General features: G+C 65.9%; 13 protein-coding genes. 9 read left to right on the plus strand and 4 right to left on the minus strand.

The genetic code is table 11. The features are described 5' to 3' along the window. Nucleotides 1-31: 31 nt before the first annotated feature. Nucleotides 32-556: a flavin reductase family protein gene (locus CFE35_RS17930; protein WP_292932692.1), complete on the plus strand. Its 525-nt coding sequence runs from the start codon at nt 32-34 to the stop codon at nt 554-556. 251 nt (nt 557-807) lie between these two features. Here the strand turns inward: CFE35_RS17930 and CFE35_RS17935 are convergent, their stop codons facing one another. The 4 genes from CFE35_RS17935 to CFE35_RS17950 are packed head-to-tail and all read right to left on the minus strand — an operon-like array spanning nt 808 to nt 4,585. After that, a complete protein-coding gene (locus tag CFE35_RS17935; RefSeq protein ID WP_292932693.1) occupies nt 808-1,458 on the minus strand; it encodes a 2-dehydro-3-deoxy-6-phosphogalactonate aldolase in 651 nt (216 codons plus the stop codon). Then, nucleotides 1,445-2,347: a 2-dehydro-3-deoxygalactonokinase gene (locus CFE35_RS17940; RefSeq protein ID WP_292932694.1), complete on the minus strand. Its 903-nt coding sequence runs from the start codon at nt 2,345-2,347 to the stop codon at nt 1,445-1,447. Before CFE35_RS17940 ends, CFE35_RS17935 begins: the two co-directional genes overlap by 14 nt. Beyond that, nucleotides 2,344-3,219: an SMP-30/gluconolactonase/LRE family protein gene (locus tag CFE35_RS17945; protein ID WP_292932696.1), complete on the minus strand. Its 876-nt coding sequence runs from the start codon at nt 3,217-3,219 to the stop codon at nt 2,344-2,346. Before CFE35_RS17945 ends, CFE35_RS17940 begins: the two co-directional genes overlap by 4 nt. Continuing rightward, nucleotides 3,206-4,585 (minus strand): sugar MFS transporter, encoded by a 1,380-nt coding sequence (locus CFE35_RS17950; RefSeq protein ID WP_292932697.1) that lies wholly within the window; start codon nt 4,583-4,585, stop codon nt 3,206-3,208. Before CFE35_RS17950 ends, CFE35_RS17945 begins: the two co-directional genes overlap by 14 nt. Nucleotides 4,586-4,674: 89 nt before the next feature. Here CFE35_RS17950 and CFE35_RS17955 point away from each other — a divergent pair, with 89 nt between their 5' ends. From CFE35_RS17955 to CFE35_RS17990, 8 genes are all read left to right on the plus strand, one after another. Then, nucleotides 4,675-5,817: an aldose epimerase family protein gene (locus CFE35_RS17955; RefSeq protein ID WP_292932698.1), complete on the plus strand. Its 1,143-nt coding sequence runs from the start codon at nt 4,675-4,677 to the stop codon at nt 5,815-5,817. A gap of 2 nt (nt 5,818-5,819) precedes the next feature. Then, the gene (locus CFE35_RS17960) at nt 5,820-7,601 is read left to right on the plus strand and encodes an IlvD/Edd family dehydratase (RefSeq protein WP_292932700.1); all 1,782 of its coding nucleotides are present in this window, start codon (nt 5,820-5,822) and stop codon (nt 7,599-7,601) included. A 15-nt stretch (nt 7,602-7,616) separates the two neighbouring features. Further along, nucleotides 7,617-9,158, plus strand: coding sequence for an aldehyde dehydrogenase (NADP(+)) (locus CFE35_RS17965; RefSeq protein WP_292932706.1), 1,542 nt, complete (start codon nt 7,617-7,619; stop codon nt 9,156-9,158). Further along, complete coding sequence (gene araD1 / locus CFE35_RS17970; protein ID WP_292932708.1) at nt 9,155-10,135, plus strand: AraD1 family protein; 981 nt, start codon at nt 9,155-9,157, stop codon at nt 10,133-10,135. Before CFE35_RS17965 ends, araD1 begins: the two co-directional genes overlap by 4 nt. After that, nucleotides 10,132-11,058: a Gfo/Idh/MocA family oxidoreductase gene (locus CFE35_RS17975; protein WP_292932709.1), complete on the plus strand. Its 927-nt coding sequence runs from the start codon at nt 10,132-10,134 to the stop codon at nt 11,056-11,058. Before araD1 ends, CFE35_RS17975 begins: the two co-directional genes overlap by 4 nt. 14 nt (nt 11,059-11,072) lie before the next feature. Then, entirely contained in the window at nt 11,073-11,777 is a 705-nt protein-coding gene (locus CFE35_RS17980) for a FadR/GntR family transcriptional regulator (RefSeq protein ID WP_292932848.1), read from the plus strand. 173 nt (nt 11,778-11,950) lie between these two features. Then, complete coding sequence (locus tag CFE35_RS17985; protein ID WP_292932710.1) at nt 11,951-12,724, plus strand: TIM barrel protein; 774 nt, start codon at nt 11,951-11,953, stop codon at nt 12,722-12,724. An 81-nt stretch (nt 12,725-12,805) separates the two neighbouring features. Next, nucleotides 12,806-13,762: a sugar phosphate isomerase/epimerase gene (locus tag CFE35_RS17990; protein WP_292932712.1), complete on the plus strand. Its 957-nt coding sequence runs from the start codon at nt 12,806-12,808 to the stop codon at nt 13,760-13,762. Nucleotides 13,763-13,767 lie beyond the last annotated feature (5 nt).

Below are 13,767 nucleotides of genomic sequence, written 5' to 3' on the forward strand. Positions count from 1 at the left end.
CCTTTCACAGAACAGACAGGGGAGACCGCCAGTGACGAGCCAGAGCGAGGAGCAACCATTCCGGGAAGGCATGCGGCGGCTCGCCGGGGCGGTCACCATTGTCACCGCTGGCGAAGGCGAGACGGCTGTGGGCATGACGGCCACGGCCGTTTGCTCGCTCAGCATGGACCCGCCGCGCCTTTTGGCCTGCATCAACCGCTTCGGCGCCATGTTCCGCAAGCTTTCACCGAATACCCGCTTTTGTGTCAATCTGCTCCCCGCCGGCGCCCGATCCGTCGCCGAACGCTTTGCTGGAAGCACTGCCCAGTCTGGCGCGCAGCGGTTCGACCCCGCTCAGTGGCTATGCGAACCGGGCTTCTCCCCGCGGCTGGCGAAGGCAACCTCCGCGATCGCCTGTACCGTCCATTCGCTGACCGTGCTCGAAACCCACGCGATTGTCGTTGGCTCGGTCGAGGGGGTATGGAATGCCGAGGAAGACACTGCCCCCCTCGTGTATCACCAACAGGCGTTCCGGACGCTGTGTCCGCTCGGCGAGGACCAGCCGCAAGTCGCCTAGCATCGGGATGTGCGGTGCGCGGGTGTTGCCATCGGCGGATGGCCCACCCCAGTCAGCGTAGATGGACCGCGAGCCTGTGCTGCTGGTGGAAGGCGCATGGAGATCGGTTGGCCGACCAAGGAGACTCTGCAGCCGGATCTTGCGTAGCTGGTCGCAAACTTCAGCATAGAGTCCGCGCACCGCGGAAGCTACTGGAGAGGTTTGCTTTTTGGCCGCCTATCAATCGCGCCATCGATCCCCAGATACATGGCTCAATCCTGCTTCCGGCCAGCTTTGGCCGCCAGCCATGACGAGACCAAAGTTGCGGCCTTTGCGCCGACAGCGGCGGCATCGTCGCCCGGACGATAGAGCGCGCCGCCAACGCCAAGCCCTTCGGCTCCCGCTGAAAGCCACGCGGCAAGGTTGGTTGCATCCGTGCCGCCAACTGCCCAGAGCGCGATCTTCCGGTCGATGACATCGCGCAGCGCCTTGAGATAGGCGGGTGACATCGTGGACGCCGGAAACAGCTTCAGCCGCCGCGCACCAGCACCCATCGCGGCAAAGGCTTCGCTGGGAGTCATGAAACCCGGCATGACTTCCAGCCCCGCTGCAACCCCGTGTGCAATCACCGCCGGGTTGGTGTTCGGCGTCACCAACAGCTTGGCCCCTGTCTCGGCGAGGCGATCGACCGAGGCCAGATCGAGCACAGTGCCCGCACCGATCAGCGCCTCATGCCCGAACGCCGCCTGCATCGCCGCAATACTGATGAAGGGCTCGGGCGAATTGAGCGGCACTTCGATCAGGCGGATGCCTGCCGCAACCAGCGCCTTCGTGATGGACAACGCATCGGGCGGCGTGAGGCCGCGCAGGATGGCCACGATCGGCGGCGCACCGCCTGCCAGCACTGAATCAATGGTGTGCATCGATGAACTCCAGTCCGCGCATGGCACAAGCCGCGCCATCCATCGCTTTCGCGGTTACACCGAAGCGCTGAAGGGCCTGCCCATACCGCTCTGTCAGCTCGGCCGTGCCGATAAGGACCACGGCATCTTCCGGGCCAAGGCCACCGCGCATATCGGCGATCTCGTTGCCGATCACGAGCCCGGACAGAAAGCCGAGCGCCCAACTGGCGGAGCGGCCACCGCGCAGCTGCTGCGCCCGCGCTTCGAACAGACTGCCGACCAGACCTCCGCCGTTTGCGGCCCGGTCGAGACCATCAACGAAGCCCTGCGGTTCATCAGCCGGGGTTGTCGGCGTGCCCAAGCCGAGCAGGACCGAGTGATCACGCAGCAAGGCGAACAGTTCCCCCGAGAGGCACGTCCGGAAATCCCGGATCTGGCCGCGTTCGATCCGCGCCCACTTGCTGTGCGTGCCGGGCAGGACGAAGTGGCAGCTTCGCGTCCCCAAATCGGCATCCAGCGCCAGCGCGCCAAAAATCTGCGTCTCTTCGCCGCGCATCACATCCGGTGCGCCATCGCCGCCCATGCAGGCCAAACCGGGCGCGATGTGTAGCGGCGTGCCCTCGAAATCGAGCGAGAGCGCTGCTCCGGCCCAGCCCTCAACGCTTGCCGGGCAATCGACATACGGGGCTTCCTGCAGGCCGCCGCGCGAGCCTGCCATGCCGCACAGCGTGATACCCGCCGGAGGCTGTGCGGCGACCCAAGGCGCAAGGGCCTCGCGCAGCGCATCCGCAGGGCTGCCCGGCAGCGCGCCGATTCCGGGGCCATCGCGCCGGTCGGTCACGCGCCCATCCTCGACGCGGTAGAGGCGCAAGTTGCTGGTGCCCCAGTCGCCAAGCGCATGCCAGCTCACGCCCCGAGCCTGACCGCTGGAAGCACACGCCCTGCCGCCGGAGCCTCGAACGCGAACAGACCGCCAGCGAGGGGCTGCGCCGCCAAGGCAGCCGCATCGAGGCCGACGCGGGCCGTGGTCACATAGGCTGTCTGCAGGTCCGTGCCGCCGAACGCTATCTTGGTAACGCGGGCGCAAGGCAGCGCGACGGTCATGAGCAATTCGCCGCTGGGTGCATAGCGGCGCACGCCCCAGCCATCCCATAGCGCGACCCAGAGACAATCCTCGCTATCGAGCACCACGCCATCGGGATAGCCATCCGCCTCGGTCAGCTGCAGGAAAACCTCGCCGTCCTGAAGGCTGGGTCCATCGCCAATCATAAAGCGCCAGATTGTCCGCTCGCCGGAATTGACATGATACAGGGTTTGACCGTCGCGCGAGATGGCGGGGCCATTGGTGACAACCGCGTCGCCGCCCATGCGGTGCAGCACGCCCCGATCGAGGCACCACAGCGCGCCCGTCGGTCGCCGCTCCTCGTCGTCCATCGTCCCGAACCACAGACGGCCCTGCCCATCGACCGTCGCGTCGTTGGTGCGGTTGTGCGCGGACATCGGTATTTCGGCGAGGACAGAGGTGGCGGCACTGTTCTTTTCCACCGAGAGGATTTGGCCGCCGCACCCCACGACCAGCGATCCATCGCTGGCCGGGACAATGAAGCTGGGCTGGCCGCCCAGTTCGGTGGCTTCCTGTGCACCGTCTGCGGGCACATGACGGTGCAAGCGCCCGCGCTTGATATCGACGAACCGGAGCGCCCCCTCATCGGGCAACCACACCGGCCCTTCGCCAAGCAGGGCCTGCACCTGCCAGACAAGGCGGACATCAGTGTCCGGCACTGACACCCTCTTCGATAGCATGCGTTTCGGCGTGGCGGGCGGCGCGCGCGAACCACAGCACATAGAGGTAGCAAGCCAGCGGCACGACGAACGCCAGCGACCGCGCGCCAACCGGCACGCCGCCCGCGAACACGTCGATCACCGCGCCGTAGAGGATCGAGATGAACCCGCCCCCGCAGATCGCCATGCACATCAGGCCCGATGTTGCCGAAGCGGGCGCGCTTGAGCGTTCGAGCGTCAGCGTGAAGATCGTCGGGAACATGATCGAGTTGAACAGGCCCAGCATGATTGCCGCAGCCGCAGGCACGAAGCCTGTGGTGAGCGGTGCGACATAGCCGCCCGGAAGCGTCATGCTCCCACCCAGCGGTGTCGCCGGATTGGCATACGTCGCCATCACGATCAGGCAGAGGAGCGAGGCTCCAGCCGCAACGAACGCCAGCATGGTTGTCGCGGAAATGCGCCGCAGCAGCACGCTGCCTCCGAACCGCCCGACCATCGCGAGCAGCATGAAGATCGGCGCAACATAGCCTGCGGTCTGCGAAGGAATGTTGAGAATCTGGGGCTGCTCGAGAAAGAAGATCATCCCCGAAATCACGCAGACCTCTGCGCCGACATAGAGGAAAATCGCCAGCGCGCCGAGATTGGCCCAGCGCGAGCCGAGCGCCGACAGGGGTGATTCCACTGTGTCCGGAAGGGCTGGCGCATGCGCCGCAATCGTCCCCCGCACCAGCAGCACCGCCCCGATGAACACCACCAGCGCAGCGGCGATGAGCAGGTAGACGCCGGTGACGAAGGACAGGCCTTCCGCCTTGAGCGCATCCGTCAGCACAACGTCTTTGACGAACAAATCGCCTTTCAGCAGATAGGTCGCGCCGAAAATGCCGCCGACATAGGCACCGAGCGAATTGAACGCCTGGCTTAGGTTGAGACGGAAGTGCGAGCTCTTCTGGTCCCCCATCGAGGCGATCAGCGGGTTGGCGGCGACTTGCAGCAATGTGATGCCCGATGCCGCCACGAACAGCCCGATCAGCACGGTGACAAAGCTGTGCGACAGGCTGGTCGACCAGGCGATCAGGCAGCCAGACAGCACACCGATCAGGCCGAGCACAATCGCATTGGCATAGCCCCGGCGCGAAAGATACCAGGCCGCCGGAATCGACATCACGCCATAGGCGATGAAGAACGCGAACTGGTTCAGCTGCGTCTCGAAATCAGAGAGGGTGTAGATCACCTTCATGCTCTTCACGAGCGGATCGATCAGGTTGGTGACGAACGCCCAAATGAAGAACAATGCAGTGACGAACACCAGCGCCGTCGCCAGCCTCGTCCCCCGTTTCCCCTCAAAATCACCCGCCGTGCTTGCCATTCCGGTCTCGCCCCACCCTATCAGCCTTGTATTTGTATGAGTATAACGGCAAAAGGACATGGTCAAGACGAACGGAAGGCGAGACGACCATGCCGCGGAAAACAAAAGAAACGGTGCTGGCGCTTGGGTTGCTGCTCGCCGGCTCGGCATCGGCGCACGCAGCCACGGCCGAGCGCGCCGATGCCGGAACGCTGAAGGACGGGACCAGGGTCGAGGCGATCACGCTTGCCAACAGCCAAGGCATCTCGGCGCGCATCCTGACCTATGGCGCGACGCTGCAGTCGCTCGTCGCGCCCGACCGCGCTGGCCGCAAGGCCGACGTCGTGCTCGGCCATGCGACCGCTGCCGATTATGAAGCGAACCGCACCTATTTCGGCGTCACTGTAGGGCGCGTCGCCAACCGCATCGCGGGCGGCCACTTTACGCTGGGCGGGGTGACCTACACCGTGCCCAGAAACAACGGGGCCAATTCACTCCACGGCGGCGACAAGGGGTTTGACCGGGCCAACTGGACAGTGGCGAAGCTGGTCAGCGGTCCGGTCGCCTCGGTCGTCCTCACCCATCACAGTCCCGATGGCGACATGGGCTATCCCGGCGCGCTCGATGTGACGGTCACCTACACACTCGACGAGCGCGGCGATCTGAGCATCGTGTTCGAAGCGGCGACCGACAAGCCGACCATCGTCAACATGACCAACCATGCGCTGTTCAACCTTGCCGGAGATGGCGCGCCGCAAGGTGCTATGGCGCAGCACCTGACGATACCGGCCGCGCGGTTCACGCCCGTAGACGCAGGCCTGATCCCGACCGGCGAGCTACGCGACGTGACCGGCAGCGTGTTCGATTTCCGCAAGGGCCGCGTTCTGGCTGAAGGGCTGCGCGACGGCACGGACCCGCAGATCGCAACCGGGCGCGGCTACGATCACAACTTCGTGCTCGACAAGGGCCAGACGGCCATGCCCGAACTGGCGGCGCGGCTGGAAGATCCCGTTTCGGGGCGCGTACTCGAAGTCCTCACGACCGAGCCCGGCATCCAGCTCTACACCGGCAATTTTCTCGATGGAACGGTAACCGGCAAGGGTGGCCATCTCTACCGGATGGGCGACGGTGTCGCGCTGGAAGCACAGAAGTTCCCCGACACACCGAACCAGCCGAAGTTCGGCTCGGTGCGGGTCGATCCGGGCAAACCCTATCGCCACGCGATGATCTACCGCCTTTCCATGAGCCAATAACGATGTCCAAACGCCGCTCCGCCGCCTGGTTCGACAACCCGGACAATATCGACATGACCGCGCTCTATCTTGAGCGCTATCTGAACTTCGGCATCAGCCTTGATGAGCTGCGTTCCGGCCGTCCGATCATCGGCATCGCGCAAACGGGCTCCGATCTCAGCCCATGTAACCGCCACCACCTCGTACTTGCCGAACGCGTGCGCGACGGCATTCGCGAAGCGGGCGGCATCCCGCTCGAGTTTCCGGTCCACCCGATCCAGGAAACCGGTAAACGGCCGACTGCGGGCCTTGACCGTAACCTCGCCTATCTCGGCCTTGTCGAAGTGCTCCACGGTTACCCGCTGGACGGCGTTGTCCTGACCATCGGCTGCGACAAGACCACGCCCGCCTGCCTCATGGCCTCCGCCACGGTAAACCTGCCCGCGATTGCGCTCTCGGTCGGCCCGATGCTCAATGGATGGCACAAGGGCGAGCGCACCGGCAGCGGCACGATCGTGTGGAAAGCCCGCGAGATGCTCAGCCGGGGCGAGATCGACCACGCCGGGTTCATCAAGCTCGTCGCCAGTTCCGCGCCCTCGACCGGCTATTGCAACACGATGGGCACCGCGACGACGATGAACTCGCTGTGCGAGGCGCTGGGCATGTCGCTGCCCGGTTCCGCTGCCATTCCGGCACCCTATCGCGACCGGCAGGAGAATGCCTATCGCACCGGGCTGCGCATCGTGGAGATGGTGAACGACGACCTGAAGCCTTCCGACATCATGACGCGCGACGCGTTCCTCAACGCCATCGTGGTCAATTCGGCCATCGGCGGCTCGACCAATGCGCCGATCCACCTTGCCGCCATCGCGCGGCACATGGGTGTCGAGCTCGCCCTGCGCGACTGGCAGGAGCACGGCCACAAGGTGCCACTGCTCGTCAACCTGCAGCCTGCGGGCGAATATCTGGGCGAGGATTACTATCACGCGGGCGGGGTGCCCGCTGTCGTCAGCCAACTGATCGAACAGGGGCTGATCCGCGAGCAGGCCATGACCGCCAATGGCCGGACCATCGGCGAAAACTGCCGGGGTGTGACCATCGAGGACGAAAAGGTCATCCGGCCGTTCGCGTCACCGCTCCTCGCCGATGCCGGGTTCCTCGTCCTCTCGGGCAACCTGTTTGGCAGCGCGATCATGAAGACCAGTGTGATCTCGCCGGAGTTTCGCGCGCGCTACCTCAGCAATCCGGATGATCCCGAGGCCTTCGAAGGCCCCGTGGTCGTGTTCGATGGGCCAGAGGACTATCACACGCGCATCGACGATCCCGCGCTTGGCATCGATTCCTCCACCCTGCTCGTGATGCGCGGCGCCGGCCCCATCGGTTATCCCGGCGCGGCCGAAGTCGTGAACATGCGCGCGCCTGCCTATCTGCTGCGCGAAGGCATTGCCGCCCTGCCCTGCCTTGGCGACGGGCGGCAATCGGGCACCTCGGGAAGTCCGTCGATCCTCAATGCCTCGCCAGAAGCGGCGGCGGGCGGCGGGCTGGCGCTGCTGGTTTCGGGCGACCGGGTGCGGATCGACCTGAAGCGCGGCACGGTCGACGTGCTGATCGGTGCGGACGAACTGGACGCGCGGCGGGCGGCACTCGAAGTGCGGGGCGGCTATCCCTATCCGCCATCGCAGACGCCGTGGCAGGCGATCCAGCGCGCGGCGGTCGGCCAGCTTGAGACCGGCGCGATCCTCGAAGGCGCGGAAGCGTTCCAACGCATCGCCCAGACCCGCGGCCTGCCGCGCGACAACCACTGATCCGGAGTTCCTTGCGTGACCTTTGACGGCTCCATCCTGATCGGCGCGCGCGATGTGCGCCGCGACACCGTGTTCCGCGCTTTGGAGGCGGGCAGCGGTGCCGAACTGCCGCAGCCATTTTGCGAAGCGACGGCGGAGGATGTGGCCGCAGCCTGCGCGCTCGCCGAGGGCGCATCAGGCGCATTCGGCGCGCTGCCCCCCGCAAAGCGCGCCGCGTTCCTCGATGCCGTAGCCTTGGCCATCGAGGCCATCGGCGACATCCTGATCGAAACCGCGATGTGCGAAACCGGCCTGCCGCGCGCCCGGCTCGAAGGCGAAAGGGGGCGCACCACCGGTCAACTCAGGATGTTCGCAGCCGAAGTGCGCGAAGGCCGCTGGCTAGACGCTGTGATCGACACCGCGCTTCCGGAACGCAGCCCGCCCCGCGCGGATCTGAGGCGGATGAACGTGGCGCTCGGTCCAGTTGCAGTCTTCGGCGCGTCCAACTTCCCGCTGGCGTTCTCAGTGGCGGGTGGAGACACAGCGGCGGCCTTTGCAGCGGGCTGTCCTGTGGTGGTCAAGGGGCACCCGGCGCATCCCGGCACTGGCGAGCTTGTCGCGCGCGCGATCCGATCTGCGGTTCAGGGCTGTGGCCTGCCGGAAGGTGTGTTCTCCTACATGCCGGGCCGCACGAACGCGCTTGGCGCCGCGCTCGTCGCGCATCCATCGATCAAGGCCGTGGGCTTCACCGGATCGCGCAGCGGCGGGCTGGCCCTTGTCGAAATCGCCCGCCAGCGCGCCGAGCCGATCCCGGTCTATGCCGAAATGAGCAGCATCAATCCGGTTGCCCTCATGCCAGCCGCGCTGAGCGCCCGAGCCGAGGCGCTGGGTGCCGGGTTTGCTGCATCGCTGAGCCTCGGCGCAGGGCAATTCTGCACCAACCCCGGCCTCGTGATCGCGCTGGACGGCCCCGATCTCGACCGCTTTGTCGCAGCGGCATCGGCCGCTCTGACGGCAGCGCCGCCGCAGGTCATGCTGACGCCCGGTATTCGCGCAGCCTATGAGGCAGGCGTTGCCGCGCTCGATCAGAATGCAGCCGCCCGAAGGGTCGGCCCCGGCGCGCTGTTCGAGACGACGGCGGCGCAGTTCATGGCGGACACAGCGCTTGGCGCCGAAGTGTTCGGCGTCGCCTCGCTGGTCGTGCGCTGCGCCGATCTTGGCGAAGTGGCGCACGTGATCCGCAACCTTGAAGGCCAGCTGACCGCCACCTTGCAGATCGATCCGGACGACAGCACCGCCGCTGCCCCGATCCTCGCGCTGCTGCAAGCGAGGGCCGGGCGCGTGCTGGCCAATGGCTGGCCGACAGGCGTCGAGGTGACCCATGCGATGGTCCACGGCGGGCCGTTTCCGGCGACGTCCGATGGGCGCACAACCTCTGTCGGGACGCTCGCGATCACGCGGTTCCTGCGCCCTGTCTGCTATCAGGACATGCCCGATGCACTGCTGCCACCTGCGCTGCAGGCCGCAAACCCGTGGCGCATACCGCGCCGCGTGAACGGCATTCAGGGAGAAGCGTGATGCGGTCACTCGTGCAATTCAGCAAGGACGGCGTGCGCGGGGTTGCGGCGCTCGATCAGGAGGGTCAGGCTTGGGGGCTGAACAGCGCCAAATCCACCCGCGAACTCGCCCTGCAGGCTCTGACCGAAGGCGTGACGCTGCGCGATCTGGCGCAGCGCGCTGCGGGCGAAATGATCGACCTTGCAGGCATGACCCTGCTCCCGCCCATCGACCATGCCGACCCTGCCCACCTGCTCGTTTCAGGCACGGGCCTCACGCACCTCGGCTCGGCCGAAGGGCGCGACAAGATGCACAAGGCAGCGGCAGCTGGCGAGACGCTGACCGACTCCATGCGCATGTTCCTGATGGGTCTGGAAGGCGGCAAGCCCAAGGTCGGCAAGATCGGCGTGCAGCCCGAATGGTTCTACAAGGGCGATGGCAGCATCCTTGTTGCGCCCGGTGCGCCGCTCGCCGCGCCCGGGTTTGCCGAGGACGGCGGCGAGGAGCCCGAAATTGCCGGGGTCTACCTGATCGATGCGCAGGGCCAGCCGGTCCGGCTCGGCTTCGTGCTCGGCAACGAGTTCTCGGACCATGTGACCGAGCGCCAGAACTATCTGTGGCTCGCTCATTCGAAACTGCGCCAGACCGCGCTCGGCCCCGAACTGCTGCTCAGAGACTTGCCTGCCAGTGTGACCGGCACCAGCCGGATCCTGCGCGGCGGAGCCGTGCTGTGGGAGAAACCGTTCCTCTCGGGCGAGGCGAACATGTCGCACAGCATCGCCAACCTTGAGCAGCATCACTTCAAATACACGCAGTTCTGCCGCGCGGGCGATGTGCATGTCCACTTCTTCGGCACCGCAACCCTGTCGTTCAGCGACGGCGTGACGACGCAGGACGGCGACGTCTTCGAGATCGAAGCCGATGCCTTCACGCTGCCGGTGCGCAATCCGCTGGTGCGCGAAACTGCCGCCAGCCCCATCACGGTCCGCGTCCTGTGACAACGATCCGCCTCGGCCTCGTCGGACTGGGCAAGATCGCGCGCGATCAGCACATTCCCGCAATTGCCGCCACGCCGGGCATCGAACTGGTCGCGGTGGCCAGCCGCAACGCAAGGGCCGATGGGGTGAGCAACTACACCGACCTTGCTGCAATGCTGGCGGGCGAGCCCGAACTCGATGCGGTGGTGCTCTGCCTGCCACCGCAGGTTCGCTACGACACGGCGATCATGGCGCTCGAGGCAGGCAAGCACGTCTTTCTGGAAAAGCCGCCCGGGGCGACGGTCTCCGAGGCGCAAGCGCTGGCCGCCCTGGCGTCGCAACACGGCAGGACGTTGTTTGCAAGCTGGCATTCGCGTTACGCCGCCGGGGTGCCGCTCGCGAAAGCATGGGTCGCCGCGAACGCGGCCGAGCGCGTCACGATCACGTGGAAGGAAGACGTCCGCCATTGGCATCCCGGACAGGACTGGATCTGGCAGCCCGGCGGCTTCGGTGTCTTCGATCCGGGCATCAACGCTCTTTCGATCCTGACCGAAGTCATGGGCGCAGCGGTACGTCTGCGCGATGCGGAGCTCCAGATACCCAGCAATCGGCAGGCCCCCATAGCCGCGCGCTTGCGCATGCAAACCGCAAGTGAGGTGCCCATCGTGGCAGAGTTCGACTTTCGCCAGACCGGGCCGCAGACCTGGGATATCGTGATCGAAGGCCGGGGGGGAACGCTCGTCCTATCGCAGGGCGGCAACCAGCTTATGATCGACGGCGCGGCGCAAGGGGTTGGCGTGGAAGACGAATATCCCGGCCTTTACCGCCGCTTCGTCGATCTTGTCCGCACGGGGCGGAGCGATGCCGATCTTGCCCCGCTGCAGATCGTGGCCGATGCCTTCCTTCGTGGCCGGATGCAGTCTACCGACGCATTCCACGATTAGGCGCGCATGAGGGGATCAGGCAGGTGGCCAAGGCCGAGCGCATTCACCAGGCGATTGCACGGAATCTCGGCACCGCGATCCTCAGCGGTCAGTACCAGCCGGGCGACAGCTTTGAAGGCGAGATCGAGCAATCGCTGGCGCTCGGCGTCTCGCGCACACCCTATCGAGAGGCCATCCGCATTCTCGTCGCCAAGGGTTTGCTCGAAAGCCGCCCCCGCGCCGGAACCCGTGTGACGCCCCGCGCCCGCTGGAACCTGCTTGATCCCGATGTTCTGGCCTGGACGTTTTCGGGCGAGCCCGACCTCGACTTCGTGCGCGGCCTGTTCGAACTGCGCAGCATCATCGAGCCGGCGGCAGCAGACTTGGCAGCGCAGCGCCGGACGGACGAGCAGCTTGAAGCCATGCGCAAGGCTCTGGCTGCCATGAAGCGGCACGGGCTGGCAACCGCGAAGGGACGCGAGGCCGATCAGCAATTCCATCACCTCGTGCTTGATGCCACCCACAATGCGGCGCTGGCGTCCCTCGCGAGTTCGGTGGGGGCGGCGGTTGATTGGACGACCCTGTTCAAGCAGCGCCATCAAGCGCTGCCGCGCGATCCCTTGCCCGAACATATGGCGGTCTTTGCCGCGATAGACGCCGCTGATGGTGAACGGGCGCGCCATGCGATGGAAGACCTGCTGCGTCTGGCGTTTGAGGACACCGCGGCCACCCTCGCCTGACGGGCCATGATGCAGCGCGAAAAGCGCAAGGCCGGGAAATCTCGCTCCACCCGGACGACTTGATTCTTTGCTGCAGCTGGGCAATGGGCGTGAGTACAAAGTAGCGGGCACCAGATTCCGCCAGGCAAACGAGCGCTCAGGCGCGGCGGGGCCGTAGAATGGGAAGAGATCCTATGTCTGCGGCATATCCCCTATCATCGTGTATCGAATGGCAGTTTGCCGAAGCTGGCGAGCTGGACGCGCGCCTGCGTGCGGCCAAGGCGGCGGGCTTCGAGTTTGCCGAGTTCCACCTCTGGCGTGACAAGCCTGTCGCCGCATTGGCGCAGGCCCTGACCGAGACCGGCATGCGCCTGACGGGCGTTTGCGTCGATCCGCGCCGCTCCATCGTCGATCCCGCCGAGCGTTCGGAGATGGTCACCGCCGTGCGCGAGACGATTGCGGCCACGGCCTGCCTTGGCAAACCGGCGCTGATCGTCGCCTCGGGCTTCCGGGTCGAGGGGATGAGCGAGGACGAGCACTTCGCCAATGCCGTTGCGGCGCTCCGCGAAGCGGCGGATGCGGCGGAGGCGGCCGGGGTCATGCTGCTGCTCGAACCGCTCAACACCCGGCTGTTCGCCGCAATGTATCTCGTCAGCACCAAGCTCGGGCTTGATCTGGTCGAGGCTGTGAACAGCCCCAACCTGCGCCTGCTCTACGATGTGTGGCACAGCGCCTGCATGGGTGAGGACATGGCCAAGGTTCTGGCCGGACGCATCCACCTCGTCGCGCACGTGCAGGTCGCCGATATGGACGACCGCCACGAACCGGGCACAGGCAGCGTCGATTGGGCCAATGTCATGCAGGCCCTGCGGGGCATGGGGTATGCGGGATCGCTCGGGTTGGAATACTTCCCCAGCCTGCCGATGGACCAGTCCTACGCGCTTAGCCGCCAGACGCTGGGCTGCTGACCGGCTGCGGCTGGTCACCCAACCACCCGAAAAGAGGGGCTTGCTGCAAGGCGCGGCGGCCCCACGGAATGGACTTTTCCCATGAATAGCAACGAGATCGCGATCAGCCTCGATCTGATCAATCGCCACTATCAGGAACCGAACCGCAACCGGTTCGAAAGCCGGTATTTCTGGGAAGAACTTTATCCGCTGCTGGCCACATCGGGCTTTCGCGCCATCGAGATTCCCTATGAGCTGGTGTGGCAATTCGGCGGGCGCAGCGGCGTGCCGATGAACCGCTACTGCGTGAACACGAAGTACGGCAGCGCCGCAGCCTACCGCGAGAAGCTAGCCACGAGCGGGATCGAGCGGGTCAGCGGCGTGACCTTCGATCCCAACCTGTTCATGCGGGGCGACAATCTCGATTTCTTCTTCGGTGCGTCCGGCCACTTTGCCGGTGAGGCGCTGGCCCATGCGGCTGATCTGGGGGCAGACTACTTCGCGATCAGCCCATCGCCCTTCTACGGCCGCGCCGCGCACCATCACCCCGATCTGGAGAGCAAGCTGGATGTGTTCACCAGCCGCACGGTGGACTTGCTCACCGGGCTCGCCGCAAAGGCGCAGGACCTCGGCGTTACGCTCGTGCTGCGCCATGAATACTGGAGCCTGTTTCGCGGCGCGCGCATCCTGCCGCTGCTGGACGCGCTGCCCGAAACCGTGAAGCTGGACTGCGACACGGCCAGCCTGCACGTCGCGGGGCTCAATCCGGCGGAGTTCCTCACCGCCAATATCGCCCGCATCGGCTGCGTCCACCTCACCGACACGGATTTCGTCGATACGCAGGACATCTGGAAAACCGCCAACCCCGAGTTTCCCGAAACCCGCGCCACGCAGGTTTTCCGCGATCCCGGCACCGGTTCGGTCGATCTTCCCGGCATCGCCGCCTTGCTGACCACGCTTGGCTATGCCGGTCCGGTGACCGTCAGCGCCCGCCAGACGCGCGATCCTTTCCGCGCCCTGCTGCGCACCCGCGCGCTGCTTGCGCGCATCCAGAATTGAGCCGG

Source organism: Novosphingobium sp. PASSN1, from assembly GCF_002278815.1.